A 25805-nucleotide genomic window follows, 5' to 3' on the forward strand; every position below is an offset into this window, starting at 1 on the left:
GCGGCGGCTGCGAAGCGGGCACGGAACTCGAGCGACGGCGCCTTCCCTGGCGAGCCGTTCCATCAGAGCGCTGTCCGCGTCCGGTCGGCTCGGGGCCATAGCTGCTGTTACTCAACACGTCCTCGCATCGTCGTCGTCTTGCACGGCGGGCGCCGTCCTCGGTTCAGGTGGTGCCGACGCCGTCGGGTGGCCCGTTGCCGAGGACATAGGAGACGGTCAGGTGGTTCCAGGAACAACCTTGACAGACCTCGACCACGTAGACCCGGAACTCCTCGTAATCATGGGCCATCTCGAGGATCTCTGACGTGGCCTTTGCACGACCGGCATGTCGCCCCAGCGAATCCCCGTAGACATAGGTCACGTTGGTGACGTTCTCTCTCTCGCACACCGGGCAGGGGCGTTCGGTCAGTTCGCCGAAGTGTCGTGCCGCGCGAAGGAGATACGGCTGTGCGTCACAGATCTCACGGGTGGAGGCACGCCCGGAACGAAGCGAGCGCACCGCCGCCCGCTTCGCAAGTCCGTAGTCCACCACCCCTCGCTGTGACCACATGCGCGCCAGACTACGGCTTTTTACCGATTGCTCCCAACCTCTTGGGGAATCCGTTAATTGCAGTGATATAGCGAGACGACGTATCCTGAAGATGTATCGACTCGATACATCGACGCGAGAGGAGGCGGTTCCCTTGGCCAGCGGACAGGGCAGAGTCCTGGAACTCGCCGTGCTCGGGTCGCTGCACGAGACCCCGCTCCACGGCTACGAGCTGCGCAAACGGCTCAACGCGCTGCTGGGAATGTTCAGGGCCTTCTCCTACGGCTCGCTGTATCCGTGCCTGAAGTCATTGCTCGAACAGGGGCTCATCGCGGAGGAACGCCCGACGGAGGCGGTGGGAGGGCGGTCGAAGATCGTCTACAAACTCACAGCCGACGGCAAGGAGCGGCTGCAGGATCTGCTCACCCAAGCGGGTCCGTCCGCGTGGGAGGACGAGAGCTTCGGTGTCCACTTCGCCTTCTTCAGGCACACGGAGGCCGAGGTACGGCTGCGCATCCTCGAAGGACGCCGCAGCCGGCTGGAGGAACGACTCGACAGCGTCCGCACCGCGCTGGCCCGCACGAGGGAGCGCCTGGACAGCTACACGCTGGAGCTTCAACGGCACGGCCTGGAAGGGGTCGAACGCGAGGTGCGCTGGCTGAATGAGCTGATCGCAACAGAACGCAGGGCCTCACAGGAGCCCGCGAAAGATACGTCATCAGATGAGTAAGGGAGCGAGTGCGATGGGTTCGGTACGCGTAGCCGTTGTCGGTGTCGGCAACTGCGCGGCGTCGCTGATTCAAGGCGTCCACTACTACAAGGACGCCGACCCGGACACACGAGTGCCGGGTCTGATGCACGTCAAGTTCGGTGAATACCACGTCGGCGACGTCGAGTTCGTCGCCGCTTTCGACGTGGACGCCAAGAAGGTCGGCCGCGACCTGTCCGAGGCGATCGTCGCCAGCGAGAACAACACCATCAAGATCACGGATGTGCCGCCGACGGGTGTCATCGTCCAGCGCGGCCACACCTTCGACGGTCTCGGTGAGTACTACCGCGAGATCATCGAGGAGTCGGACGAAGAGCCCGTCGACGTCGTGCAGGTGCTGAAGGACGCCCAGGTCGACGTCCTGGTGTCCTACCTGCCGGTGGGCTCGGAGGAGGCCGACCGCTTCTACGCCCAGTGCGCGATCGACGCCAAGGTCGGTTTCGTGAACGCGCTGCCGGTCTTCATCGCCTCGGACCCCGAGTGGGCGGAGAAGTTCACCGAGGCGGGCGTGCCGATCGTCGGCGACGACATCAAGTCGCAGGTCGGCGCCACCATCACGCACCGCGTGATGGCCAAGCTGTTCGAGGACCGCGGTGTCGAGCTGCTGCGCACGTACCAGCTCAACTTCGGCGGCAACATGGACTTCATGAACATGCTGGAGCGCAAGCGCCTCCAGTCGAAGAAGATCTCCAAGACGCAGTCGGTCACCTCGCAGATCCCGCACGAGATGGCCAGGGCCGACGTGCACATCGGTCCTTCCGACCACGTGCCGTGGCTCGACGACCGCAAGTGGGCCTACGTCCGTCTGGAGGGCCGCTCGTTCGGCGACACCCCGCTGAACCTCGAGTACAAGCTCGAGGTGTGGGACTCGCCCAACTCGGCGGGCATCATCATCGACGCGGTCCGCGCGGCGAAGATCGCCCTCGACAGGGGCATCGCCGGGCCGATCCTGTCGGCCAGCTCCTACTTCATGAAGTCGCCGCCCGAGCAGTACTCCGACGACGAGGCGCGCGACTACGTGGAGAAGTTCATCCGCGGCGAAGTCGAGCGCTGACCATCCCGTACGGCCGGCCACCCCTACGGCCGGCCATCCCGTACGGCAAGCCGACGTAGCGCCGGCGTCTCGTCGTGGCAGGGGTCGGTCTTCGCGCGCTGCTCCAGCGCGCGGGCTCCCCTCACCGACGACACGTCGGCGTTCTTCGTGCGCGCCCTACCCGCGGCGGCGTTTCCTTCGGCCCGTTGCCCGCGGCCCCGTTTCCGTTGGCGCCGTTCTCCTGTGCGCCGTGGCGGGCCCGGGCACGCGAGCGGGAACGTTCACCGGCGGGCCGCGGGAGGCAGGTCGGCGGCCGTCGCGGGGGTCCAGGCCAGCGGGTCCGCGCCGAGGTCGTCGAGCTGGGGCACCTGGTCGCGGCACCATGGCGAGATCGCCAGCAGGCCCGACATCACGCCCGCCGTGAACTCCTTCCACGGCATCCACAGCACCTCCCCCACCTCCTCGGGGTTCGGCCGCACGGGCGCGGTCGTCAGGACGCGGTAGACGGGGCAGAGCTCGTGCTCGACGATGCCGTTACCCATGATCGCTCGATAGGAGAAGCGGGGCAGCATCAGGTCGACGTGGTCGACGACCAGGCCCAGCTCGTAGGAGAGCCTGCGCACCACCGCGTCGTCGAGGGACTCGCCCGGCAGCGGGTGGCCGCAGCAGCTGTTGGTCCACACGTCCGGCCAGGTGACCTTGTGGGAGGCCCGCCTGGACAGCAGCACTCTGCCGCCCTCGTCGAAGACGTAGCTGGAGAAGGCCAGGTGAAGTGGTGTGTCAGGACCGTGCACCGACGTCTTGGGTGCGGTGCCGATCGCGTTGCCGTCGCCGTCGACCAACACCACGAGTTCGTCAGGAGTCACAGTCTGTAGCGTACGTGATCATGACGGTTAGCTGGAACACTTTTCAACATCTGTCACGCCACCGCTCTCAGGGTTGACCCCGATGTCGGGACGTGGGGTGACGGCTAGGCTGGCGTCGTGTCTTATGCCGCCGATCTCCGTGTGGTCCTGAAGGGCCGCGACTTCAGACGGTTGTTCTCCACCCGGCTGGTCTCGCAGTTCTCCGACGGGATCTTCCAGTTCGGCGTCGCGGGCTTCGCCTTCTTCAGCCCGGAGAAGCAGACGACAGCGCTCCAGGTGGCCATCGGCCTCGCCGTGCTGCTGCTGCCGTACAGCGTGCTCGGCCCGTTCGTGGGCGTGTTCATCGACCGGTGGTCGCGGCGGCAGATCCTGGTCGTCGCGCCGGTCGTGCGCGGAGGGCTGCTGCTGGTCGCGGCGGCGTTCGTCGCGGTGGGCCTGCCCGACGAGTACTTCTACGCGGCGGCGCTCGGCGTGCTCGGCGTCAACAGGTTCTTCCTGGCCGCGCTCGGCGCCTCGCTGCCCCACGTGGTCCCGCGCGACCAGCTGATGATGGCCAACGCGGTCACACCGACCTCCGGCACCGTCGTCACCTTCATCGGCGCGGGCTTCGGCATCGTGCTGCGCTGGGTCTTCGGCGCGGGCCACGGCGGCACCGCGCTGCTGCTCATCACCTCGGGCGTGGTGTTCGGGCTGAGCGCGCTGATCGCCCGCACCATGCATCGCGACCTGCTCGGCCCCTCCTACGATCCCGACCGCCCGCAGGCGCGCGAGGCCCTGCGCAACGTGGTCAGCGGGCTCGTCGACGGCGCCAGGCACCTCGTCCACCACCGTGCGGCCGCCGCCGCGATGGGCGCGATGGCCACCCACCGCTTCATGTACGGCATGGCGACCGCGATGGGCATCATCCTCTACCGCTACTACTTCACCGACGGCGACGCCGACGCCGCGCTGTCGGGCATCAGCATCGTGCTGGTGACCTCGGGCTTCGGCTACTTCCTCGCGGTGATCATCACCCCGTGGGCGACCGAGCGGTTCCCCATCGAGCGCTGGGTGCCGATCATGCTGGTCACCGCGGGTGTCCTGGGCGCGGTGCTCATCATCCCGTTCCAGCCGTGGGGGTTGTGGATCGGCGGCTTCGTGCTGGGGGTGACCGGGCAGAGCGTCAAGATCTGCGCGGACACCAGCGTGCAGCGCGACATCGAGGACGCCTACCTGGGCAGGGCCTTCTCGATCTACGACATGCTGTTCAACGGGATGTACGTGCTGGCGGCGGCGCTGTCGGCGGCGATCCTGCCGGCGAACGGCAAGTCCTTCGTCGCCGTCGCGATCATCGCGATCGGCTACGTGCTCGGTGCGATGATCTACCGGATCGTCACGCCGACGCGCGCCCCCTCGGCTCTCTAGGGCCTGCTCTCGCCCACCCACTCCAGCAGCGCCTCCGTGGCGGCCTCCTTGCCGATGACGCCCTTGTCGAGGCGTAGCTCCAGCAGGAACTTGTAGGCCTTGCCGACCATCGGGCCAGGGCCGACGCCGAGGATCCGCTGGATCTCGTTGCCGTCGAGCTCGGGCCTGATCTTGGCCAGTTCCTCTTCCTCCGCGAGCCGCTCGATGCGCTCCTCGAGCTGGTCGTAGGTGCGGGAGAGGGCCTGCGCCTTGCGCTTGTTGCGCGTGGTGCAGTCGGCCCTGGTCAGCTTGTGGAGGCGGTCGAGCAGGGGACCCGCGTCGCGCACGTAGCGGCGCACCGCGCTGTCGGTCCACTCGCCCGTGCCGTAGCCGTGGAAGCGCAGGTGCAGCTCCACCAGGCGGGAGACGTCGGAGACGACGTCCTTGGGGAACTTCAGCTCCGCCATCCGCTTCTTGGTCAACTGCGCGCCGACCACCTCGTGGTGGTGGAAGGAGACCCTGCCGCCCGGCTCGTGACGGCGTGTCTTGGGCTTGCCCACGTCGTGCATGAGCGCCGCCCAGCGCAGGATGCGGTCGGGCTTGCCGTCCTCCTCCTGGGCGATGGCCTGCTCCAGCACGATCAGTGTGTGCTCGTAGACGTCCTTGTGGCGGTGGTGCTCGTCGATCTCCAGGCGCAGCCTGGGCAGCTCGGGCAGCACGTGCGCGGCCAGGCCTGTCTCGACGAGCAGGCGCAGCCCCTCGCGCGGGTTGGCGCCGCAGACCAGCTTGTCGAGCTCGTCGCGGATCCGCTCGGCCGAGACGATCTCGATGCGCTCGCTCATCGCGGTCATCGCCGCCACGGCCTCGGGCGCGACCGCGAAGCCGAGCTGGGAGGCGAAGCGGGCGGCGCGCAGCATGCGCAGCGGGTCGTCGTCGAAGGACTGCTCGGGCGTGCCCGGCGTGCGCAGCATCCTGGCCGCCAGGTCGCGCCTGCCTCCGTACGGGTCGACGAACTCGTGTCCCGGCAGCCGTACCGCCATCGCGTTGATGGCGAAGTCGCGGCGCTCCAGGTCGGCCTCGAGCGTGTCGCCGTACATGACCTCGGGCTTGCGCGACTTGGGGTCGTAGGACTCGCTGCGGTAGGTGGTGATCTCCAGCAGCCAGCCGCCCTTGCGCACGCCGACCGTGCCGAAGTCGATGCCGATCGTCCAGACCGAGTCGGCCCAGTCTCTGACGATCTCCAGGACCCGCTCGGGGCGGGCGTCGGTCGTCAGATCGAGGTCGTTTCCGGCACGGCCCAGCAGGATGTCGCGCACTGACCCGCCCACCAGGGCAAGCTCGTGCCCGCGGGCGGCGAAGAGTTCGCCGAGTTCGTTGGCGACCGGAGCGATTTTGCGGGAGATCTCTATTGAGTCGGACAAGCTGGGTAGGTCCTTCTATTGCGGAACATATCCCCCGAGCCACACCGGGTCCGGGTTACCGTCGGTCAGAGACCGTCGGGGGCCCATGGAACGAGGCAAGGAGCGTACATATGAAGGACGCCCTCGCGATCCACCGCTGGCTCCTCGCACACCAGGTCCATCATGAGATCGTACGCCTTCCGCGCCCCATGACGTGCGCCGAAGAGCTGCCCGCGACGATCTCCGCCGCTCCGGAGCGGTGCGTGGCCGTGACGGTGTTCGAGCGCCACTCCCGGCTGGGCCGCGAGGCCGTCGCCGTGGTCTCCACGGTCGCCGACCTCCCCACTCCTCGCACGGTCGGCCTGCTGCTCGGCTCGAGGAACATCAGTCCCGCCCCCGCCTTCGCGATCAACGCGTCCACCGACTACGCGGCAGGGTTGATCTGTCCGCTCCTGCTCCCTCACGACCTGTTCGTCCTCATCGACGAACGGATGCCCGCCGACGGCGGCTTCGTCTTCACCCCGACGGGCGAGCGACACACGGCCCTCCGGCTACACGCCCTCGACCTGCTACGCCTGGTTCGCGGCAAGGCCGTGGATCTTGGCCTGATCCGTCCGAGGGGAACTCGTGAGGCGGTCGCGCTCCGGCACTGAGCCCGTACCATGGCGGCGTGCGTCGAACTCCTCCATGGGCAGACGCGTGATCCGAAAGGCCACGCTGCTCTCCGTCCTCATCGCCGTGTTGCTCACCGCCATGGTCGTGACGCCGGCGAGCACGGCTGCCACCACGATCACGGCGCAGCAGGTCAGGCTGACGATCGAGTCGATCACGCCGGACGTGCCGCGCAAGCCGACCGACGTGATCAAGGTGACCGGCAAGCTGACCAACTCCGGCACGACGCCCCTCACCAACGTGCTGGTGCGGCTGCGCCCGTCCAGGCAGCAGTTCACCGGCAGGGCGGCCATGGAGGAGTACCTGGCGGGCGGCTTCGTCTCCGACTACGCCTCCAGGAGTTCCACGCTCGTCCTCCCCTCGGTGCCCGCGGGAGGCTCCACCCCGTTCGAGCTGACCACGACGCCCATGGCGCTCACCCTGTCGAGGTTCGGCGTCTACCCGCTCGGCGTCGAGGTCCTGGCGAACGGCTGGCAGCCGGCCGCCAACGTCCGCACCTTCCTGACCTACGCGCCGCCGGACGCCAAGCTGCGGAAGAACAAGATCGCGTTCGCGCTGCCGATCATCGACCAGCCGCGCCGCAGCGACAACGGCCTCTTCATCGACGAGAACCTGCGCACCTCCCTGCTGGGCGACGGCCGCCTGGCCGACCTCCTGCGCATCGCCAAGTCCCAGCCGAAGAACGTCACCTGGTTCGTCGAGCCCGCGCTGCTCGACGACGTCATGGCGATGACCGCGCCGTACAAGGTGCGTCCCAAGTCGGGGACGGAGGTCAGCAGGCCAGGCGACACCAGCGCCGCCGGATGGCTCGCCGCGATCCGTACGGCGCTCGCCGGCCAGGAGGTGGTGGCCACGCCGTACGCCGATCCCGACATCACGGCCCTGGCCCACCAGGGGCTCGACGAGGAGACCGCCAAGGCGATCAAGATCGGCGGCGACAAGGCCAGGGAGCTGCTCAAGCGCGACGTGCCGGCCACGACCGCCTGGCCCGTCGCCGGCAAGATCGACGAGGACGCGCTCGACCTGCTGACGGTCAGCGGCGTCACCACGGTGCTGCTCAACGCCGACAACCTGTCCACGCATGCGGCCCAGGACACCGCCGTGAACACCTCGGCGAACACGTCGGCGAACACGGGCGCGAACACGCTCCCCGCCGTCACGCCCGACGCCGCCACCACCATCGACAGCGTCTCCGGCCCGGTCAAGGCGCTCGTCGCCGACCCGGTGCTGAGCCGTACGCTGGAGCTCGAGAAGGGCGTGCCGGGCTCGTCCACCCTGCAGAAGCAGCGCTTCGTCGCGGAGACGGCGATGATCGCCGGCGAGCAGGGCGGCACCCTGCCCAGGTCTCTCGTCGTGGCGCCCGCGCGCCGCTGGAACCCCAACCCGGCGCACGTGACCAACCTGCTGAAGACGGCAGCGAGCCTGCCGTGGCTCACCAGCGTGCCGCTCGGCTCGATCAAGCCGACCAAGGCGTCCGCGCCGCACGCGGGGCTGACCTACACCGACACCGACCGCAAGGCCGAGCTGAGCAAGAAGTACCTCGCGTCCGTCAAGCGGGTCGCCGCCAAGGCCGCGCTCACCTCCGGCATCACCTCCGAGCGCCTGCCGTCCGTCTTCGACACGGCGGTGCTGCGGCTGACCTCTTCTGCGTGGCGCACCAAGACGGGCACGGGCTCCGCCGAGGTCAAGCGCGTCAACGAGGTGGTGGACGAGAGCATCGGAAGGGTCTTCATCACCGGTTCGGACTCGAGGACGCGCTCGCTGGCCGGTGAGGAGGGCCAGATCCCCGTCAGCGTCAAGAACGCGCGTGACGAGCCCGTCTCGCTGACCGTGCAGGTCACCTCCGACTCCCCCGACCTGCTGGAGATCGTCGGCGACGGCAAGCCGCAGCGGCTCGACATCGGCGCGAAGCAGAGCGGCACGATCCAGGTGCAGATGCGGGTCAAGGTGAGCGGCGACTCGCTGCTCACCATCAGACTGCGCACCCTGGACAACAAGGCGTACCAGAAGCCGGCCAAGCTGACGATCAAGGCGACCGGCTACACCGGCATCGCGCTGGTGATCGTCGGCGCGGCGCTGTCGGTGATGCTGGCGGCCGTGGTGATGCGCGTACTGCGGCGCAGGTCGCAGCGGCGCGCGGCGAAGTCGGCGAAGCCTAGGGAGAACGAGCACGTATGAGCCGCATGCTGCGAGCCAGCGCGATCATGGCCGCTGGCACGATGGTGTCCAGGGTCACGGGTTTCGTCCGCACGATCATCCTGTCCGCCGCGATCGGCCTCGGCCTGATGGGCGACGCCTACCAGGCCGCCTACACCATCCCCTACAGCATCCTCGACCTGCTCATCCTCGGCGTGCTGAGCAGCGTGGTCGTGCCGATGATCGTGCGGGCCCAGCAGCAGGACCCCGACGGCGGCAGGGCATACGAGCAGCGGCTGCTCACGCTGTCGACACTCGCGCTCACGGTCGTGGCGGTGCTGGCCGTGCTGATCGCCCCGCAGCTGATCGACCTGTACACCGACTGGCGGGCCGGTTCCAGGGAGTTCGAGGTCGCGGTCTCCCTGGCCAGGTTCATCCTGCCGCAGCTCGCCTTCTTCGGCGTCGGCGCCATCGCGGGCGCCATCCTGAACACCAGGGACAGGTTCGCCGCCCCCATGTGGGCGCCCGTCCTGAACAACGTGGTGGTCATCATCGTGCTGCTGGCCTACATGGGGGTCAGCGTCGGCCGCGACGACATCTCGAAGGTCACCGACAGCGACCTGGCCCTGCTCGGCCTCGGCACCACGGCGGGCATCGTGGCCCAGGCCGTCGTCCTGATCATCTCGCTCAAGCGGGCCGGGTTCTCCTTCCGCCTGCGGTTCGACGTGCGCAACGCCAGGCTCGGCGAGATGGGCAGGGCCGGCGTCTGGACGATCGGCTACGTGGTGGTCACCCAGCTCGGCCTGGTCCTCACGACCAACCTGGCCACCGCGGCCGGGGCGGCGGTCAGGGACCACGGCCTCACGCCGTACAACTTCGCGTTCCAGCTCTTCCAGCTGCCCTACGGCATCATCGGCGTCTCCGTCATCACCGCCATACTGCCGAGGATGAGCAGGTCGGCGGGCGAGGGCAGGCTCGACGAGGTGCGCGCCGAGTTCGGCTCGGGGGTACGGCTCGTCGCCTCGGTCATGGTGCCGATCTCGCTCATGCTCATGGTGCTCGGCCCCGCGGTCACCGTGCTGATCTTCGGCCACGGCGCCTCCTCTCCGGAGAACGCCATCTACATCGGCAACGTGCTGCAGGTCTTCGGTCTGGCGCTGGTGCCGTTCTCGGTCTTCCAACTGCTGCTCCGGGTGTTCTACAGCTTCGGCGACACCAGGACGCCGGTGTTCGTGGGCGCGGGCACGACGGCGGTCAACGCGGCGCTCATGCTCGTGGCCTACTTCACGCTTCCTGCGGCGTACGTCGTCATGGGGCTGGCCTTCGCCTACGCCGTGGCGTACACGATCGGCGCGACCGTGGCGTGGACGATGGCCAGCCGGCGCGTGCAGGGTCTCGGCGGCTGGTCGGTGGGCTCGGCGCTGACCAGGATGTACATCGCGGCGCTCCCGACGGCCGTGCTCGCGCTCGGGGCCGTCTGGGGGGTTCAGCAGGTTTTCGGCACCCTCGGCATGGTGAATTCACTGATCATTCTGGCCGTCGGCGGAGGCCTCGGAGGCGCCCTGTATCTGGTGGTCGCGCACAAGATGCGTATCCCGGAGGTCCACTCGATCGTTGGAATGGTCGCGGGGCGGGTAGGCCGTTAAGGAGCGCGGGAGGAACTGGCGCGGCACTACCATGGTGCCCGACACGCGGCAAAACGGAAGCAGGAGGGGCGTGGGCGGATCCACCCGGCATAGCGTGCCTGCGTGGTGTGACATCACGCAGGTGATCGAGTCATGAGCGCCTCAGCGGTAGAACCAGGCACCCGTCTGGCGGAGCGTTTCCGCCTGGAGGACCGTGTCAGCGAGTCCGAGGGCGCGACCCTCTGGAAGGCCATCGACGAGATCCTCGCTCGCCCTGTCGCGGTGCACACCTTCGACTCCGACTTTCCCCGCGTGACCGAGGTGGTGACGGCCGCCCGCGCGGCGAGCAGGCTCACCGACCCCCGGCTCACCCAGGTGTTCGACGCCGCCGAGGACGACGAGCTCGCCTACGTGGTGAGCGAGTGGGTCACCGGCGACTCGCTGTCCGACCTGCTGGCAGGCGGCCCAATGGAGCCCGAGAGGGCCGCCGCGCTGGTCGCCGAGGCGGCCGAGGCGCTGGCCCACGCGCACGAGCACGACCTTCACCATCTGTGCCTGCGCCCCGGCAACCTCGTCTGGACCACCGGCAACACGGTCAAGGTGCTCGGTGTCGGCGTCGACGCCGCACTCGCCGGGCTCACCACCGACGACCCCGCGCTCGACGACGCCGAAGGTCTCGGGCGGCTGCTCTACGCGGGCCTGACCGGCCACTGGCCTGGCGACGAGGAAGAGGGCGGCCTTCCCGCCGCCCCGATGAGCGACGGTCACTTCTGCACCCCTCGCCAGGTCACCGCCGGCGTGCCCGGCTACCTCGACACCATCACCTGCAGGGCCGTGCTGCCCGAGTCCCGCAGGGGGCAGAGCGCGCTGGCCAGCCCCGCCCAGGTGGCCGAGGCGCTCGCCGACGTCGCCAGGCCCCTGCCGATCCCGTTCACGCCGGCGCCCCCGCCGCCGCCCCCCACGCCCACCACGGCCTCCCGCTCCGAGGGGCTCGAAACCCGGCAGCACCTGTACGTGCCGTCGCCGCCGAAGCCGCCGAGCACGCTCAACAGGGCGCTGATGACGTTCGTCGTGCTCCTGGTGATCGCCGCGGTCGGCGTCGGCGCGTGGACGCTCGGCCGCAAGCTGGGCAACCCCGGCCCGCCGCCGGTCGCCGAGAGCTCGCCGCCGCCGTCGGCGACCGCGGAGCCGCAGATCGTCAAGCCGTCGAACGCCACAGGCTTCGACCCGCTCGGCGACGACCGTGCGGAGCACCCCGAGCTCGCCAAGGACGCCATCGACGGCAAGCCCGGAACCTTCTGGAAGACCACCAACTACGTCAGTGCGACGCTGGGCAACCTCAAGCCGGGCGTGGGGCTGCTGCTCGACATGGGCAAGTCCACGAAGATCGCCGACGTGATCGCGACGCTTCCCGACACCCCTGGCGCCAGTATCGAGCTGAAGGTCGGCGACTCCCCTGACCTGGACGCACTCAAGACCGTGGCCAAGCAGAAGGACGCCTCTGGCAAGGTCACGCTGACGCCCGACAAACCCGCAACCGGTCAGTACGTTTTGATCTGGTTTACGCGTCTTCCCGCGGAGGACGGGATGTTTCATGGCACCATCTATGACGTAGTGGTGTATTCCCCCGGAACGGCATAAACCTTGTGAATTCCCCACCCGAGCCACCCTCTGACGCCGAGCTGCTCACCCGGCACCTCGACGGGGATCAGCATGCGTTCAGCGAAATAGTCAAAAGGCACCGAGACCGTATGTGGGCGGTCGCCCTGCGGACGCTCGGCGACCCCGACGAGGCGGCTGACGCCGTACAGGACGCATTCGTCTCCGCCTACAGGAAGGCGCACAGCTTCCGCGGTGAGGCGGCCGTCACCACCTGGCTGCACCGCATCGTGGTCAACGCGTGCCTCGACAGGATGCGCCGCAAATCGGTCCGGCCCGTCGCCGACGACGAGCTGATCGAAGCGGCCGAACGCGACACCCCGATGCCCGACCAGACCGGCGAGCGCGAAGTCTCCATGGAGGTTTCGGCCGCCCTCAAACTCCTTCCAGCCGACCAGCGAGCCGCGCTCGTCCTCGTCGACATGATGGGCTACTCCGTCGAAGACGCAGCTCAGGTGCTGTCCGTGCCCAGCGGCACGGTGAAGAGCCGCTGCGCGCGGGGTCGCGCGAAACTTGCCCCAATTCTTTCGCATCTGCGGAACCGAACCGACCTGACTCGCGTCTCATCCGCGAAGGGAGCAGAACTTCGTGACGGGTGATACGCACTACGATCTTGAGATCTTGGCCGAGCTGGCCGAGGGTCTCTTGGACGCTGCCACAGCCGGACAGGTACGCGAGCATCTCGCGGTTTGCGACCCCTGCGGGGAGCTCCTGGCCGATCTGGCGGCGGTTCGCGAGGTGCTCGCGGCGACCCCCACCCCGGCCATGCCGATGGGTGTCGCGATGCGAATCGACCAGGCCCTTGCTCGTGAGGCTTCCGGGGGGCGCATCGGCCTCGCGGAAAGTCCCGACTGGGATGAGCTGACCCGGGAAGCGTCGCCCGAGCCGGTACGGCTCGGCGTCGTCGCCGACGACGGCAGCATCGTCCCAGCACGACAGCGGCGCTCCGCCCGACGGCGCAGATGGGCCCTGCCCGCTGTTGCCGCGGCCGCGGCGGCCGTCGTGGTCGGCACGGCGGCGGTCGGGACGAGCATCCTGGCGGGTGGCGGCGCCTCTCCAGTGGAGAAGCACGACATGGCCCTGCCGCAGCCGTCCAAGACCAGCCTCGGCTACGTCGTGACCGACACCGACTACAACTGGAGCGCGCAGGACCTGAAGCAGCCGCTGCGAGACTTCTTCGGTCCCGCCCCGGCCTCCGAAGGCGGCGGCGTCGACACCAAGGTGACCGCCTGCGTCACCAAGGTCTCCAACCGCACCAAGCTGAAGCCTTTCATGGTCGACCAGAGCGAGTTCAACGGCCAGGAGGCCCTGATCATCGCCTCCTGGAAGGACAAGGTCGCACAACGCGTCCGGGTCGACGTGGTCGACCCGTTCAAGTGCAAGAACATCGTCAAGCCCACACTGGGTAGCTGGAACTAGCTCCAGCGGAAGGGCCCGCCACGGCGGGCCCTTCCGCTTTGTGGTTGAGCGGGAATCACAGACGCCTAGTATCTGTTGACGCCACTGGCAAACAGAGAAGGAAGGCGTGGAGCGTTGAGCGACGTCCGGAATGTCATCATCATCGGTTCGGGGCCCGCAGGGTATACCGCGGCCGTCTACTCCGCGCGCGCCGAACTCAAGCCGCTGGTGTTCGAAGGCTCCGTCACCGCGGGTGGCGCGCTCATGAACACCACCGACGTGGAGAATTTCCCAGGGTTCCCCGATGGCATCATGGGTCCCGACCTGATGGACAACCTGCGCAAGCAGGCCGAGCGCTTCGGCGCCGAACTGACGGCCGACGACGTGGTCGAAGTCGACCTGGAGGCCAACCCCAAGGTCGTCAAGACCCACACCGACACCTACTACGCCAAGTCGATCATCCTGGCGATGGGTTCCGGCTACCGCGAGCTCGGCCTGACGAACGAGAAGCGACTGTCCGGCCACGGCGTCTCCTGGTGCGCCACCTGTGACGGGTTCTTCTTCCGCAACAAGGACATCGTGGTCGTGGGCGGCGGCGACACCGCCATGGAGGAGGCCATCTTCCTCACCCGCTTCGCGCGCATGGTGACGGTCGTCCACCGCCGCGACGAGCTGCGCGCCAGCAAGATCATGCAGGAGCGCGCCTTCGCCAACGAGAAGATCCGCTTCGTCTGGGACTCCGAGGTCGTCGACGTGCTCGGCGAGGACAAGGTCACCTCGGTCAAGCTGCGCAACCTCAAGTCCGGCGAAGAGTGCGACCTGGCAGTCGACGGGCTGTTCATCGCGATCGGCCACGACCCCCGCACCGACCTGGTCAAGGGCCAGATCGACCTCGATGACGAGGGATACATCAAGGTCGCCTCGCCGACCACCGAGACCAACATCGCCGGCGTGTTCGCCGCCGGCGACGTGGTCGACCACACCTACCGGCAGGCCATCACGGCGGCGGGTACCGGATGCGCGGCGTCGCTCGACTCCGAGCGCTGGCTCGCAAGCAACGAGAACTAACGAAGGAGCAGACTGTGAAGGCAGTCACCGACGCCTCGTTCGAGGCGGACGTCCTCAAGAGCGACAAGCCCGTCCTTGTTGACTTCTGGGCCGAGTGGTGCGGCCCGTGCCGCCAGGTCGCGCCGATCCTCGAGGAGATCTCGAAGGAGTACGGGGACAAGCTCGAGATCGTCAAGCTGAACATCGACGAGAACCCGAACGTTCCGCGCGACTACGGCGTGCTCCAGATCCCGACGATGAACGTCTACAAGGGTGGAGAGGTCGTCAAGCAGATCATCGGCGCCAAGCCGAAGGCCATGCTGCTGCGCGAGCTCGACGGCATCATCTAGCCGCCTCTCTGCACCAGAGCCCCGAGGGTTACCTGACCCTCGGGGCTCCGTCGTTCTCCTGCGGCCCGGGTCGCCACGACGTGCCCCACGCCCGGAACCCCCGGTACCGCGCTTCGTGGGACGGCCCGCTTCGTAGGGCGGCCCGCCTCGTGGGACGGCCCGCTTCGTGGGGCGGCGCGCTTCGTGGGACGGCGCGCCTCGTGGGGCGGCCCGCTTCGTAAGGCCGCACGCCTCGTGGGACGGCACGCCTCGTGGGACGGCACGTGGCGGCTGCAGAGGACCGGTCCGTTCCGGTAGCGCGGGTGCCGGCCTGCCGGAGGCTCACGGCCTGGGCGACCAGCGAGGGATTACGCGCGGCCGGCTGTGGCGCTGCGTCGACCAGTGAGGCGTATGCGCGACCGTGGCGCCCGATGCCACGGTGCGGGTTGCGGACCCGAAGCCGTCGCTCGACGTTCCGCCGTAACGCGCCCCAGCCCCGCGCACCCGGTGACGCGTATCCCTGGACAGGCCCCGGCCCCGCTCCCACGGTGGCGCCCTCCTTGGCCGTGCCGTAACAGACGGCCGGGGTCAGAACGCAACAGACGACTGGGGTCAGAACGCAACAGATGGCTGGGGTCGGGACGCAACAGATGGCTGGGGTCAGAAGGCAACAGATGGCCGGGGTCGGGACGCAACAGGTGGCCGGGGTCAGGACGCGCGCCTCGGGCGGGGTGACGCGGGACGGTCAGGAGCGCCTCAAGGGGGCTCAGACGGGGCGGAGGGCGCGTTCCGGGCTCATGGAGCCGAGGAGCCGTTCCAGGGCCACCTCGACGTCCTCACGCCACGAGATGGCCGTCTTCAGCTCCAGCCTCAGCCGCGGATACCGCAAATGCGGCCGAACCGTCTTGAACCCCACGGACAACAGGTACTCGGCGGGCACCACGCAGCTCGGCTCCTCCCACTTCAGGTCGCCGAAGGCCTCGATCGCCCGCACCCCGCGCCGCGTCAGGTCCTTCGCCACTCCCTGGATGAGCATCCGCCCCAGCCCGCCGCCCGAGAACTCGGGGATGATGTGGGCGGTCATCAGCAGGACGGCGTCCGCGCTGACCGGCGAGGTCGGGAACGCGACCGAGCGCGGGCTGTAGAGCGGCGGGCTGTAGAGAACGAACCCTGCGGGCGCCCCGTCGACATAGACGATCTTTCCGCAGCTGCCCCACTCCAGCAGCGTCGCCGAGATCCAGGCCTCTTTCTCCAGCCCTGGGTCACCCGTCTTCACGGCCCGCTCCCCGCTGACCGGGTCGAGCTCCCAGAAGACGCACTGCCGGCACCGGCGCGGCAGATCATCCAGGTTGTCCAGAGTGATGTTGGCCAGCCGACGCGACAACTCTGCCCCAATCGTTGCTCGGCGGAAAAGCGCGCGAATACCGCGTCCCCAGCTGGCATCGTAGCTCAGTGGTGCATTCTCCAGAGGGCTCTCCCGGTCGCGGGCGGGTCATGCCTTTGACGTACTCTGGTCTCTCAGCCCCCATTTGACACCGAGGAGGTGGACCGTGACGGAAGAAGAGACGGATCACGGTCGGACGCCCGTGACCCAAGGGTCGCGCATCGATGCCTATGTCGATCGGTACGCAGCACGAGCTACCGGGATGGTCGCCTCCGAGATCCGAGCTCTTTTCGCCGTCGCGTCGAGGCCCGAGGTGGTCTCGCTCGCCGGCGGCATGCCGTACGTCACGGCCCTTCCCCTCGACGTCGTGGGCGAGCTGGTCTCCGATCTGGTCGCCCGCCGCGGGCCCGTCGCCCTCCAGTACGGCTCGGCGCAGGGCGACCCGCACCTGCGTGAGCAGATCTGCGAGGTCATGCGGCTCGAGGGCATCGAGGCCAGCCCCGACGACGTCGTGGCCACCGTCGGCTCGCAGCAGGCGCTCGACCTGATCACCCGCATCTTCATCGACCCGGGCGACGTCGTGCTCGCCGAGGGTCCCTCCTACGTCGGCGCCCTAGGGACATTTGCCGCATATCAGGCGAAAGTTGTCCATATCGCTATGGATGACCAGGGGCTTATCCCTGAATCGCTCGCGCAGACCATCTACGCGTTGCGCGCCGCGGGAAGCCGCATCAAATTCCTTTACACGATCCCGACCTTCCACAACCCCGGCGGCGTCACGCTCAACGCCGCCCGCCGCCAGCAGGTGCTCGACATCTGCCAGCGCGCCGGCATCCTGATCGTCGAGGACAACCCGTACGGCCTGCTCGGCTTCGACGGCGAACCCATGCGCACCCTCCGCGCCGACAACTCCGACGGAGTCGTGTACCTGGGCTCGTTCTCCAAGACGCTCGCCCCCGGCTTCCGCGTCGGCTGGGCCCTCGCCCCGCACGCCATCCGCGACAAGCTCGTCCTCGCCATGGAGTCCGCGGTCCTGTCCCACTCCGCGTTCACCCAACTCGCCGTCGGCCAGTACCTCGCGACGCAGCCGTGGCGGGAGCAGATCAAGTCGTTCCGCGAGCTCTACAGAGAGCGCCGCGACGCCATGCTCACGTCGCTGGAATCGCTGATGCCGCCCGGCGTCACATGGACCCGCCCGGGAGGCGGGTTCTTCGTGTGGGCGACCCTCCCCGACGGGCTCGACTCCAAGGCGATCCTGCCGCGCGCGGTCGCCGAGCGAGTGGCGTTCGTGCCCGGCACCGGGTTCTTCTCCGACGGGAGCGGAGCCAGACACATGCGCCTGTCGTTCTGCTACCCCAAGCCGAACCGGATCAGGGAAGGGGTGCGACGGCTCGCCGGAGTGATCGAACAGGAGATCCAGCTCCGCGACACGTTCGGCACCGGCACCGCCCCCGCCCCGTACGGCCTCGACACCCCAGGCCCAGACCTGGCCTGAGACTCCTGCCCTCAGTTCTCTCAGGCTCCTTTCGACACAGCCCGGGCCACGCTCTCTCAGGCTCCTTTCGACCCGGCCCGGGCCAGGCTCTCTCAGGTTGCTTCGATACGGCCTGGGCGACGCGCGAGCTGACGAACGGCCGGCACCTCACAACAGAGGTTCCGGCCGTTCCGCACTCCTCCAGAGCTGTTCCACATTCTTCCAGGAGAGCCATTCTCCCGAGAGCGGCCCGACGGCTCCGAACCGGCCGATCCCGCTGACGACTCCTCATGGAGACGCATTTTCGCCTCCCGACCACGCGATCGACGAACCCCACGCCGACCGATGGTGAATCCCCACGAGCCCGCCGCACCCACCCACCCATCCATCAGCTCCCCGCCGTCTCTCGCTTGCTCTCTCTCGCTTGCCTCAACTCCCGCTTGCGCCGTCTCCCGCTTGCGCCGTCTCCCGCTTGCGCCGTCTCCCCCCTCGTTCCGTCTCCCCCTTGCGCCGCCTCTCGCTTGCTCCGTGTCTCGCTGGCGCCGTCTCCCGCCTGCATCGCCCCTCACGCTCCATCTCCCCCTTGCGCCGCCTCTCACGCTCCGTGTCTCGCTGGCGCCGACTCCCGCCTGCATCGCCTCTCGTGCTCTATCTCTCGCTTGTTCACCTCTCTCTTGCGCCGCCTCCCCTTGTCTCACCTCTCCCATGCCTCCGACTCCCGTCTTCTCCCCGTCCTCCCGCCGCCCTCGCATCTCCCTCCCTGCCGTCTTCTCTCTTCGCATCCCCCTCCCTGCCGTCACCCCTGGCGCGCCCGCCAGTTCCTCCAGCGCCCATGCCGTCGTCCTATCACGCCTCTCTCCGGCTCGCCGCTTCCCTCGCTCTACCTTCGCCTCGTGCAGCTCTGACGCCTTCTTGCGTCCCTTCCCGTCTCCTTCTGCCCGCCGCCTCCCCTCGCGTCTCACTCCGCCCCCTCCCCGAACCGCCGCCCCCTCTCGCGCCTCGCTCCGCTCCCCCAAAGATCTCCCGCTCTTCCTCTCGGTCCAGGTGCTCATGCCCCCTCCTCGCCTCGGTCCGGGCGCTCATGGCCCTCTCTTCGCCTCGATCCAAGTGCTCATGGCCCTCTCCTCGCCGGATGCGATGGCACCCTTCGCCCGGTTACTCGCCAGGCGACTCTTGCCCGGTGAGCGGCCAAGGGCGGTATCCGTGTTTTCGTTCGCCGTTGCGGCGGCCGACCACGTGCGCACGAGGAGCGTCCCTTGGAGGGACGGTCACCGGTGACCGCGGAGGCGCTTGGGACGGCGTGCCGTACGGGATGGTGGACCTCCGCAGGGACGTGCCGTACGGGATGGTGGACCTTCGCCTACCCGGGCAGGGAAAGTGGGAGGCGAACTGGGTCGGTGATGGGCAGGTCGGGCGGGTACGGTGGAACATCGTGCGACGCCGGCGATCTGCGGAGGGGTTTTGATGAGCGACCTGAGTCACGTGCTCGTGCTTGCCGGCGGACTGTCCTACGAGCGGGAGGTCTCCCTGCGCTCCGGGCGGCGGGTGAGCGAGGTCCTGCGGGCGACGGGCATCGACGTCGAGACCCGCGACACCGACGCCTCGCTGGTTCCGGCGGTGCTGGCTGACCGTCCCGACGCGGTGTTCGTCACGCTGCACGGCGGCGCGGGCGAGGACGGCGCGATCCGTTCGGTGCTCGAGCTCCTCGGCGTCCCCTACGTCGGCGCGGACCCCGACGCCTGCAGGGTCGCCTTCGACAAGCCGACGGCGAAGGCGGTCGTCCGTTCGGTGGGGCTGCGAACGCCCGACTCGGTGACGCTTCCCAAGGAGACGTTCCACGATCTCGGGGCCTCGGCCGTCCTGACACGCATCGTCGACCACCTCGGCCTTCCCCTGTTCGTCAAGCCTGCACGTGGCGGCTCGGCGTTGGGCGCCTCGTTCGTGCGGACGGCCGAGGAACTCCCCGCCGCGATGGTCGGCTGCTTCGCGTACGGCGACACGGCACTGATCGAACGCTACGTCGACGGTGTCGAAGTGTCGGTGTCCGTGGTCGACCTCGGTGAAGGACCCGTGGCGCTGCCGCCGGTCGAGATCGTCCCGGACGAAGGCGTGTACGACTACGCCGCCCGCTACACCGCCGGACACACCGAGTTCTTCGCTCCCGCCCGCCTCTCCCCCAAGGCGTCGGCCGCCTGCGCCGAGATGGCGGTCACCGCGCATACGGCGCTGGGCCTGCGCGACGTCTCGCGTACGGACCTCATCGTCGACGCCGACGGGCTCCCCCACTTCCTCGAAGTGAACGTCGCCCCCGGCATGACGGAGACATCGCTCCTTCCGATGGCCGTGGAGGCCGCGGGACAGGACCTCGGCGTCCTCTGCCGCACCCTCCTCGAACGCGCCGCCCACCGCTCCGCCATCCCCAACCCCTCAACCCCCCGACCCTGACCCTTCACCCACCTATTTCTGGTCACCCGCCATGTGGTCGCCTTTCTGGTCACCCGCCATGTGGTCGCCGGCCCTCCCGGCATTGTGGTCACCGGCTCACTTCGCGCCACCGCTGCCCTCACCGCTTCGTCCCCACCCCGCCCCGCGAGGCGACATCCCGCCACGTTCTGTCGGACACGACGAAAAAGGCGGGCTCCTACGGAGGAAGTCAGTGCGGCCGGTGCCTGGGGCAGGGCTCGATTCATCACAGCGACACCGGCTCATTAGCCTGGCGATGTGCTCAACGACTCCCTGTATCCCAAGAGCTTCGCCAGCGACAACCATGCGGGCGTGCACCCGGCGATCCTCGAAGCCATCTCCGCGGCCAACGAAGGCGACGCCCCCGCGTACGGCGGCGACACGGCGACCGCTGTCTTCGAGCGTCAGATCAAGGACGAGTTCGGTGACGCCGCCGAAGGGTTCGCCGTGCTCAACGGGGCCGGTGCCAACATGGTCGGGCTGGCGCTCATGCTCGGCCGGTACGACGGCATCGTGTGCGCCGACTCCGCCCACATCGCCACGCATGAAGCGGGCGCCGCGGAACGGCTGCTCGGCGTCAAGCTGATCACCGTGCCGACCGCCGAAGGGAAGCTCACCCCGGGAGACATCACCGCGCGGCTGGGCGGGCTCGGCAACCCGCACGAGTCGCAGCCGAAGGTCGTCTCCATCTCGCAGGTGACCGAGCTCGGCACCTGCTACTCCCCCGACGAGATCGCCGCCCTCGCCGAGACCGCGCACGCAGCCGGGCTCTACCTCCACGTGGACGGCGCCCGCCTGGCCAACGCGGCGGCGCACCTCGATCGCCCTCTCCGAGCCATCACCACGGACGCGGGCGTCGACGTGTTCAGCCTCGGCGGCACGAAGAACGGCGCGCTCGCCGCCGAGGCCGTCGTGGTGTTGGAGCCGTCGTTGAGCCGCGGGGTGCCGTTCCTCAGGCGACAGTCGCTTCAGCTGGCTTCGAAGATGCGCTTCGTTTCAACTCAACTTTCGGCGCTACTCACGAACGGCCTCTGGCGTGCGAACGCAGCCCACGCCAACGCGATGGCCACTCGGCTGGCGGAGGGCGTGGCGGGGCTGCCCGGCGTCTCACTCGCTTACCCGGTCGAGTCGAACGCGGTCTTCGCGGTCCTGCCTGAGAAGGTGACCAAGGCGCTGCAGGAGCGGTACCTGTTCCACGGCTGGGACGAGCAGACGGGCGTCGTCCGATGGATGACCGCTTTCGACACCACGCCCGAGCAGGTCGACGATTTCATCCACGACATCAAGAGCGCCCTGACCGCCTAGCCACTCCCTTCTTCCTGGCTCACAGCTGCGATCAGTCGATACGGAACACACTGAGCGCCGAACCGGGTGGGCCGACTCGGGTGTTGGCGCCGACCCGCCCACTCACCCGCAGCCCGAGCGTTTCACGTGAAACCGGCAGCACCTCCGTGCACTGGCGCGCCGATTGCTGGTTTCACGTGAAACGATGCTCCCGTTCACCTGCCCTCCCCTAGCCGAGCCGTTTCACGTGAAACAACGTCCGGCCGAAGGGAGCGCGCGACCACAGCTGGAGAAGGCCGCGCCGCACCCTGGCCGCTGGCCCACGTTCCACGGTCCGCTCCGGCATCTGACGTCTGTCGGTCTCGCACCTCGCGTCCCACACCTCGCCTCACGCGCCTCACGCCTTCACCTCTCGCGTCTCGCAGGTGCCAGATCTTCCCTCTCACATCGTCCGCACCACGCTCCCGCGCTCCCTCCATCCCCACGCCTCGCGCCCCACGCCCCGCGTCTCGCGTCCCACTTCCGGCGCCTGGCGGCTGGCGTCTGGCGTCTGGCGGTGCGAGCCTGTGGTCCAGCGCCCCGGGCTCCGGGGTCCGAGGTAGGGTCCGGCGGTCTGGTGTCTTGCGTCTCACCCACCCACGCTCCACACCACGAGTCTCGTGCGCCCACGCCCCACGCCCCGCGTCTCGCGTCTCGCGTCTCGCTTCTGGCATCTGGCATCTGGCATCTGGCATCTGGCATCTGGCGGTGAGCCTGCGGTCCAGCGTCCTGGGGTTCAGGGTCCGAGGGCCCGGTGTCTCGCGTCTGGCGGTGCGAGATTGGCGTCTGAGTGTGCGGTCTTACAGTCGGAGGGGCGGCCGGCTCGAGGGCTGGCGGTGTCGAGGCGGGCCGCGTGCACGCTGACGCCTTCACGTGGGCCCGGCGCATGCGCCCGTAGTTGGCCGGCGCCTGTGCAGTGCTGCTGACCACCGCGCTCAACCCTAAAGCCGCGCTGTTCTTCGTGGCGTGCCCCAGTTCGGCGGCCAAGGGCGGCTCGCTCCTGCTCGATGTGTCCGACCCCGGCAGGCGGAGCGCGTGGGCGGCCTTCAGCGAAGGGTGCAACAACAAGGAGCCGCTCGGTTGACCGGCGCCGGATGCGGCAACAGCGCGGTGCCGGCGCCAGGCGTCCGAGGCCGGCGGCCAAGATGATGGACCGATGCTGGGAGTGCATCCACAGCACGGATGGAGCCGGATGGCGTTTTACGTGAAACAGGCGCCCGAGGCAGCGACGGAGAGGCCGGCCGTGAGGATTGCCCCCGAGGGGGATCTACCACGGGCGAACAAACCAATCTCCGGCGGCAGACTACAGGGCTATAGGACTACAGAGGGGCGCGAGAACACGGTAGCCGGGCGTCTCGGAGGATGCCCAGGGACATGAGTGGACGCGAACGACGAGAGGGTCTCGGCGATGACTCTGTTCGAGCGGCTGGATGTCGGGCTGGATTGGCGTTTCACGTGAAACCGCCGCCCGGGTTGAGGCAGCCGCGCAATGCCTCATGCCGCAGGGAGGGGTGGGTCGAGAGGTCAGACCGTTACCGTCAGACCGGAGAACCGATTCCGGCAGACCGGAGCTAGGGTAGGCCATTTCGGTAGGCCGTGGAGAAGCTCAGGCTGACTCGGGCGGGCCGAGAAGCTCAGGCTAACTCCGGCGGGCCGTGGAGAAGGTCGGGCCGACTCCGGCGGGCCGTGGAGAAGCGCAGGCTTACTCCGGCGGGACGGAGAGGCAGCCCCGCCTTCGCCGGACTGAATGATGTCGGGACCGCGTCGGCGGATCGCGGAGAGACCGGCAGTTCCTGGGCGGTGTTTCACGTGAAACGGGAGGCCCGATCTACGGACCTCCCGTTGTTTCACGTGAAACGAGTGAAGCTAGGCTTCCGCGTCTCCCTCTCGCATGGCGTGGGCCGCCTCGGGGGCCATCGCGCTGATGATGCGTTCGAGGTCGTCGATCGTGGCGAACTCCACGATGATCCGGCCTTTCCTTCTCCCTTGGTCGACCTTGACCTTGGTCTCGAAGTGATCGGACAGCCGGTCCGCCAGCCGGACGAGGCCGGGCATCGAGGGTCGCTTGGCCGTACGCGCACGAGGTTCGGAGCCGGCGGCCTTCGCGCCACCAGTGGCCACGATCTCCTCCACCGTTCGGACGGAGAGTCCTTCGGCGACGATGCGCTTGGCGAGGTACTCCATGGCTCGCGGGTCGTCCAGGGTGAGGAGGGCGCGGGCGTGTCCGGCGCTGATGAGTCCGGCGGCGACCCGCACCTGGACGTCGGGCGGGAGGTTGAGCAGGCGAAGGGTGTTCGAGATGTGCGGGCGGGAACGGCCGACGCGCTGGGCGAGCTGCTCGTGGGTGGCGCCGAAGTCGTCGAGGAGTTGCTGGTAGGCGGCCGCCTCCTCCAGAGGGTTGAGCTGCTCACGCTGGAGGTTCTCGATCAGGGCGTCACGGAGGAGATCGTCGTCCTGGGTGTTCCTGACGATGGCGGGGACGGGGTCGAGGCCGGCGAGGTGGCAGGCACGCCATCTGCGCTCCCCCATGATGAGCTCGTAGGCGCCACCTCCTACGGACCGGACGACGATCGGCTGGAGGAGGCCGACCTCCTTGATCGACGCGGCGAGCTCGTCCAGGCGCTCCTCGTCGAAGACGTCTCGTGGCTGGCGGGGGTTCGGGGTGATCGCGCTAAGAGCGATCTCCTTGAAGTACGCCCCGGCGACCGGCTGTAGAGCCGATTCTGGTGGTGAACCCGCGGCCGGTGGTGACACCGCCCCAGTGCCGTCAACGATCGGGCCGGTCGGGATGAGCGCCCCGAGTCCCTTGCCCAGTCCCCGCCGCTGCTGACTCACTGCGTCTCCTCATCCACCCGGCCGCTCCCTGTCACTTCTGGAGAGGTTACCGTCGTGAGCGCATCGGGGTGCCCGCTCGCCACACGCAGATCGGTCGGGTTTGCCACATCCCGCCCGAACCGGAACCCGAAAGCCATCCAGGTGTGGCGTCGGTGAAGAGTTGGCCGGGCTGCGGGCGCGATTGGGGCGATCAGGCGCAAGGGGGCCATCGTCCCGTCTTTGCATGAGTCGGGCGAGCTGGGAGGGCGGCCCAGGCAGGACAGGGACGGGCGGGCACGCGGACGGTAAATGGTGGAGGCGGCGCACACAGGGTAAGTGGCGGGGGCGCAGGGGGTAAATGGTGGACGCGGCGGGGCACGCAGGCGGTAGATGGTCGACGCGGCGGGGCACGCAGGCGGTAGATGGTCGACGCGGCGGGGCACGCAGGCGGTAGATGGTCGACGCGGCGGGGCACGCAGGCGGTAGATGGTCGACGCGGCGGGGCAGTGGGCACGCGAGGGATCGACGATGGCCGCGTGACTGTGATCCGCGTCGCTGTCAGGCGACGCCTCCCAGCACCAGGGCGGCGATCACCGGGCCCATGTACAGCAGGGGGAAGACGACGGTCGAATACGAGCGCGCCCGGAGCACGGTGACGACGGCTCCGGCGAAGTACAGCACCAGACCGATCCCGGCCAGGACGCCGACGACCGGCACGAACAGGCCGACCAGCAGGCCCACGGACCCTGCGGCCTTGGCTGCGCCCAGCCAGGTCCACCACGAGCGGGGGACGCCGTAGTCCATCAGCGGCTTCACGACCCACTCGGCGCGGCGGAGGAGGGAGAAGGCAGAGAAGCCCACCCAGAGGGCGGCCAGGACGGTGACGACTGTGGCGGTGGTGAACATGAGGACAACTCCCTAGCTGGACTTTCTTTGTGACACCAATCCTGCTGGCCATGGTTGATAGCTCCGCGATGTGTTCACGATGTGCGGCTTCGCGACCGACATATGACCCAGCTGGAGATCATTTCACTCGAAGGACTTCGGCTCGCCATGGTTCGCGGGCTTGTGGGGCCTGGAGCGAGGCACGATCGGTACGCGGCCTTACATGAATCAACTAGCGAAGATATGTTCGAATATTGGGCCAAGGCCGCAGCAGGTTGCTTGTAGCATTCGAGCGCTGGTGCGGTGCTCGGTACCTGATGTGGCGCGTGGTGTGGAGTGCGAGGCGAAGGGCGCAGGGCGGCACGGCAGGACTCGGCGTGGGCACGACATCAGCGATGCAGGGCACGGCCAAGACTCCGCGACTCGGCAGATGGGCGCGGTTGAGAGGTCACGGTGAGCGGATGCAGGACACGCGGCCCAAGAGAGGGCGAGTGCACGAGCGGGTGGACGCGTGAGGCGTACGAGCGAGCAAATGCGAGATGGGCGGGCGCGTGAGGCGCATGAGGCGAGCAGATGCGCGACGGGCGGGCGCTTGAGGCGAGCGGGAGCTAGGGAG

General features: G+C 68.5%; 21 protein-coding genes. 15 read left to right on the top strand and 6 right to left on the bottom strand.

Going from position 1 to position 25805, the window contains the following annotated elements:
- Positions 1-163: 163 nt before the first annotated feature.
- A complete protein-coding gene (locus AC3EO4_RS49970; protein WP_379572843.1) occupies positions 164-550 on the bottom strand; it encodes a DUF5318 family protein in 387 nt (128 codons plus the stop codon).
- A 133-nt stretch (positions 551-683) separates the two neighbouring features.
- Here AC3EO4_RS49970 and AC3EO4_RS49975 point away from each other — a divergent pair, with 133 nt between their 5' ends.
- Complete coding sequence (locus AC3EO4_RS49975) at positions 684-1259, top strand: PadR family transcriptional regulator (RefSeq protein WP_379572842.1); 576 nt, start codon at positions 684-686, stop codon at positions 1257-1259.
- 13 nt (positions 1260-1272) lie between these two features.
- Positions 1273-2352, top strand: coding sequence for an inositol-3-phosphate synthase (locus tag AC3EO4_RS49980; RefSeq protein WP_379572841.1), 1080 nt, complete (start codon positions 1273-1275; stop codon positions 2350-2352).
- 260 nt (positions 2353-2612) lie between these two features.
- Here AC3EO4_RS49980 and idi read toward each other — a convergent pair whose 3' ends face one another.
- The gene (gene idi / locus AC3EO4_RS49985) at positions 2613-3197 is read right to left on the bottom strand and encodes an isopentenyl-diphosphate Delta-isomerase (protein ID WP_379572840.1); all 585 of its coding nucleotides are present in this window, start codon (positions 3195-3197) and stop codon (positions 2613-2615) included.
- Positions 3198-3314: 117 nt separating this feature from the next.
- On the opposite strand from idi, the gene AC3EO4_RS49990 reads away from it, so the two are divergent.
- Complete coding sequence (locus AC3EO4_RS49990) at positions 3315-4601, top strand: MFS transporter (protein WP_431903098.1); 1287 nt, start codon at positions 3315-3317, stop codon at positions 4599-4601.
- Here the strand turns inward: AC3EO4_RS49990 and AC3EO4_RS49995 are convergent.
- A complete protein-coding gene (locus tag AC3EO4_RS49995; RefSeq protein ID WP_379572838.1) occupies positions 4598-6001 on the bottom strand; it encodes a CCA tRNA nucleotidyltransferase in 1404 nt (467 codons plus the stop codon). The genes AC3EO4_RS49990 and AC3EO4_RS49995 overlap by 4 nt on opposite strands.
- Positions 6002-6111: 110 nt before the next feature.
- On the opposite strand from AC3EO4_RS49995, the gene AC3EO4_RS50000 reads away from it, so the two are divergent.
- From AC3EO4_RS50000 to trxA, 8 genes are all read left to right on the top strand, one after another.
- Positions 6112-6633, top strand: a complete 522-nt coding sequence (locus tag AC3EO4_RS50000) for an aminoacyl-tRNA deacylase (protein ID WP_431903100.1) — start codon at positions 6112-6114, stop codon at positions 6631-6633.
- Positions 6634-6667: 34 nt separating this feature from the next.
- A complete protein-coding gene (locus AC3EO4_RS50005; protein ID WP_431903102.1) occupies positions 6668-8830 on the top strand; it encodes a DUF6049 family protein in 2163 nt (720 codons plus the stop codon).
- Positions 8827-10434 (top strand): murein biosynthesis integral membrane protein MurJ, encoded by a 1608-nt coding sequence (gene murJ / locus AC3EO4_RS50010; protein ID WP_431903104.1) that lies wholly within the window; start codon positions 8827-8829, stop codon positions 10432-10434. Before AC3EO4_RS50005 ends, murJ begins: the two co-directional genes overlap by 4 nt.
- 132 nt (positions 10435-10566) lie before the next feature.
- Positions 10567-12054 carry a protein kinase family protein gene (locus tag AC3EO4_RS50015; protein ID WP_379572834.1) on the top strand — a complete coding sequence of 496 codons (1488 nt, stop codon included), beginning with the start codon at positions 10567-10569 and terminating at the stop codon, positions 12052-12054.
- Positions 12055-12059: 5 nt separating this feature from the next.
- Positions 12060-12671, top strand: coding sequence for an RNA polymerase sigma factor SigM (sigM, locus tag AC3EO4_RS50020; protein ID WP_354919254.1), 612 nt, complete (start codon positions 12060-12062; stop codon positions 12669-12671).
- On the top strand, positions 12661-13491 hold the full coding sequence (locus AC3EO4_RS50025) for an anti-sigma factor family protein (RefSeq protein WP_431903106.1): 831 nt from the start codon (positions 12661-12663) through the stop codon (positions 13489-13491). Before sigM ends, AC3EO4_RS50025 begins: the two co-directional genes overlap by 11 nt.
- Positions 13492-13605: 114 nt before the next feature.
- A complete protein-coding gene (gene trxB, locus AC3EO4_RS50030) occupies positions 13606-14538 on the top strand; it encodes a thioredoxin-disulfide reductase (RefSeq protein WP_379572832.1) in 933 nt (310 codons plus the stop codon).
- A 14-nt stretch (positions 14539-14552) separates the two neighbouring features.
- Positions 14553-14867 carry a thioredoxin gene (gene trxA / locus AC3EO4_RS50035; protein ID WP_358132853.1) on the top strand — a complete coding sequence of 105 codons (315 nt, stop codon included), beginning with the start codon at positions 14553-14555 and terminating at the stop codon, positions 14865-14867.
- Between the two features lie 745 nt (positions 14868-15612).
- Here the strand turns inward: trxA and AC3EO4_RS50040 are convergent.
- Positions 15613-16230: a GNAT family N-acetyltransferase gene (locus AC3EO4_RS50040; protein ID WP_379572831.1), complete on the bottom strand. Its 618-nt coding sequence runs from the start codon at positions 16228-16230 to the stop codon at positions 15613-15615.
- Positions 16231-16492: 262 nt separating this feature from the next.
- On the opposite strand from AC3EO4_RS50040, the gene AC3EO4_RS50045 reads away from it, so the two are divergent.
- The 4 genes from AC3EO4_RS50045 to AC3EO4_RS50060 all read left to right on the top strand — a co-directional run bounded on the left by AC3EO4_RS50045 (position 16493) and on the right by AC3EO4_RS50060 (position 22574).
- A complete protein-coding gene (locus tag AC3EO4_RS50045; RefSeq protein ID WP_379572830.1) occupies positions 16493-17725 on the top strand; it encodes an aminotransferase-like domain-containing protein in 1233 nt (410 codons plus the stop codon).
- 1443 nt (positions 17726-19168) lie between these two features.
- Complete coding sequence (locus AC3EO4_RS50050) at positions 19169-20149, top strand: D-alanine--D-alanine ligase family protein (protein WP_379572829.1); 981 nt, start codon at positions 19169-19171, stop codon at positions 20147-20149.
- Positions 20150-20425: 276 nt separating this feature from the next.
- On the top strand, positions 20426-21472 hold the full coding sequence (locus tag AC3EO4_RS50055; protein WP_431903109.1) for a threonine aldolase family protein: 1047 nt from the start codon (positions 20426-20428) through the stop codon (positions 21470-21472).
- A 934-nt stretch (positions 21473-22406) separates the two neighbouring features.
- Positions 22407-22574: a hypothetical protein gene (locus tag AC3EO4_RS50060; protein WP_431903111.1), complete on the top strand. Its 168-nt coding sequence runs from the start codon at positions 22407-22409 to the stop codon at positions 22572-22574.
- Positions 22575-23356: 782 nt separating this feature from the next.
- Here the strand turns inward: AC3EO4_RS50060 and AC3EO4_RS50065 are convergent.
- On the bottom strand, positions 23357-24325 hold the full coding sequence (locus AC3EO4_RS50065; protein WP_379572827.1) for a ParB/RepB/Spo0J family partition protein: 969 nt from the start codon (positions 24323-24325) through the stop codon (positions 23357-23359).
- A 537-nt stretch (positions 24326-24862) separates the two neighbouring features.
- Entirely contained in the window at positions 24863-25210 is a 348-nt protein-coding gene (locus AC3EO4_RS50070) for a DoxX family protein (protein ID WP_431903113.1), read from the bottom strand.
- Positions 25211-25805: the final 595 nt, after the last annotated feature.

This window comes from Nonomuraea sp. bgisy101 (assembly GCF_057708945.1).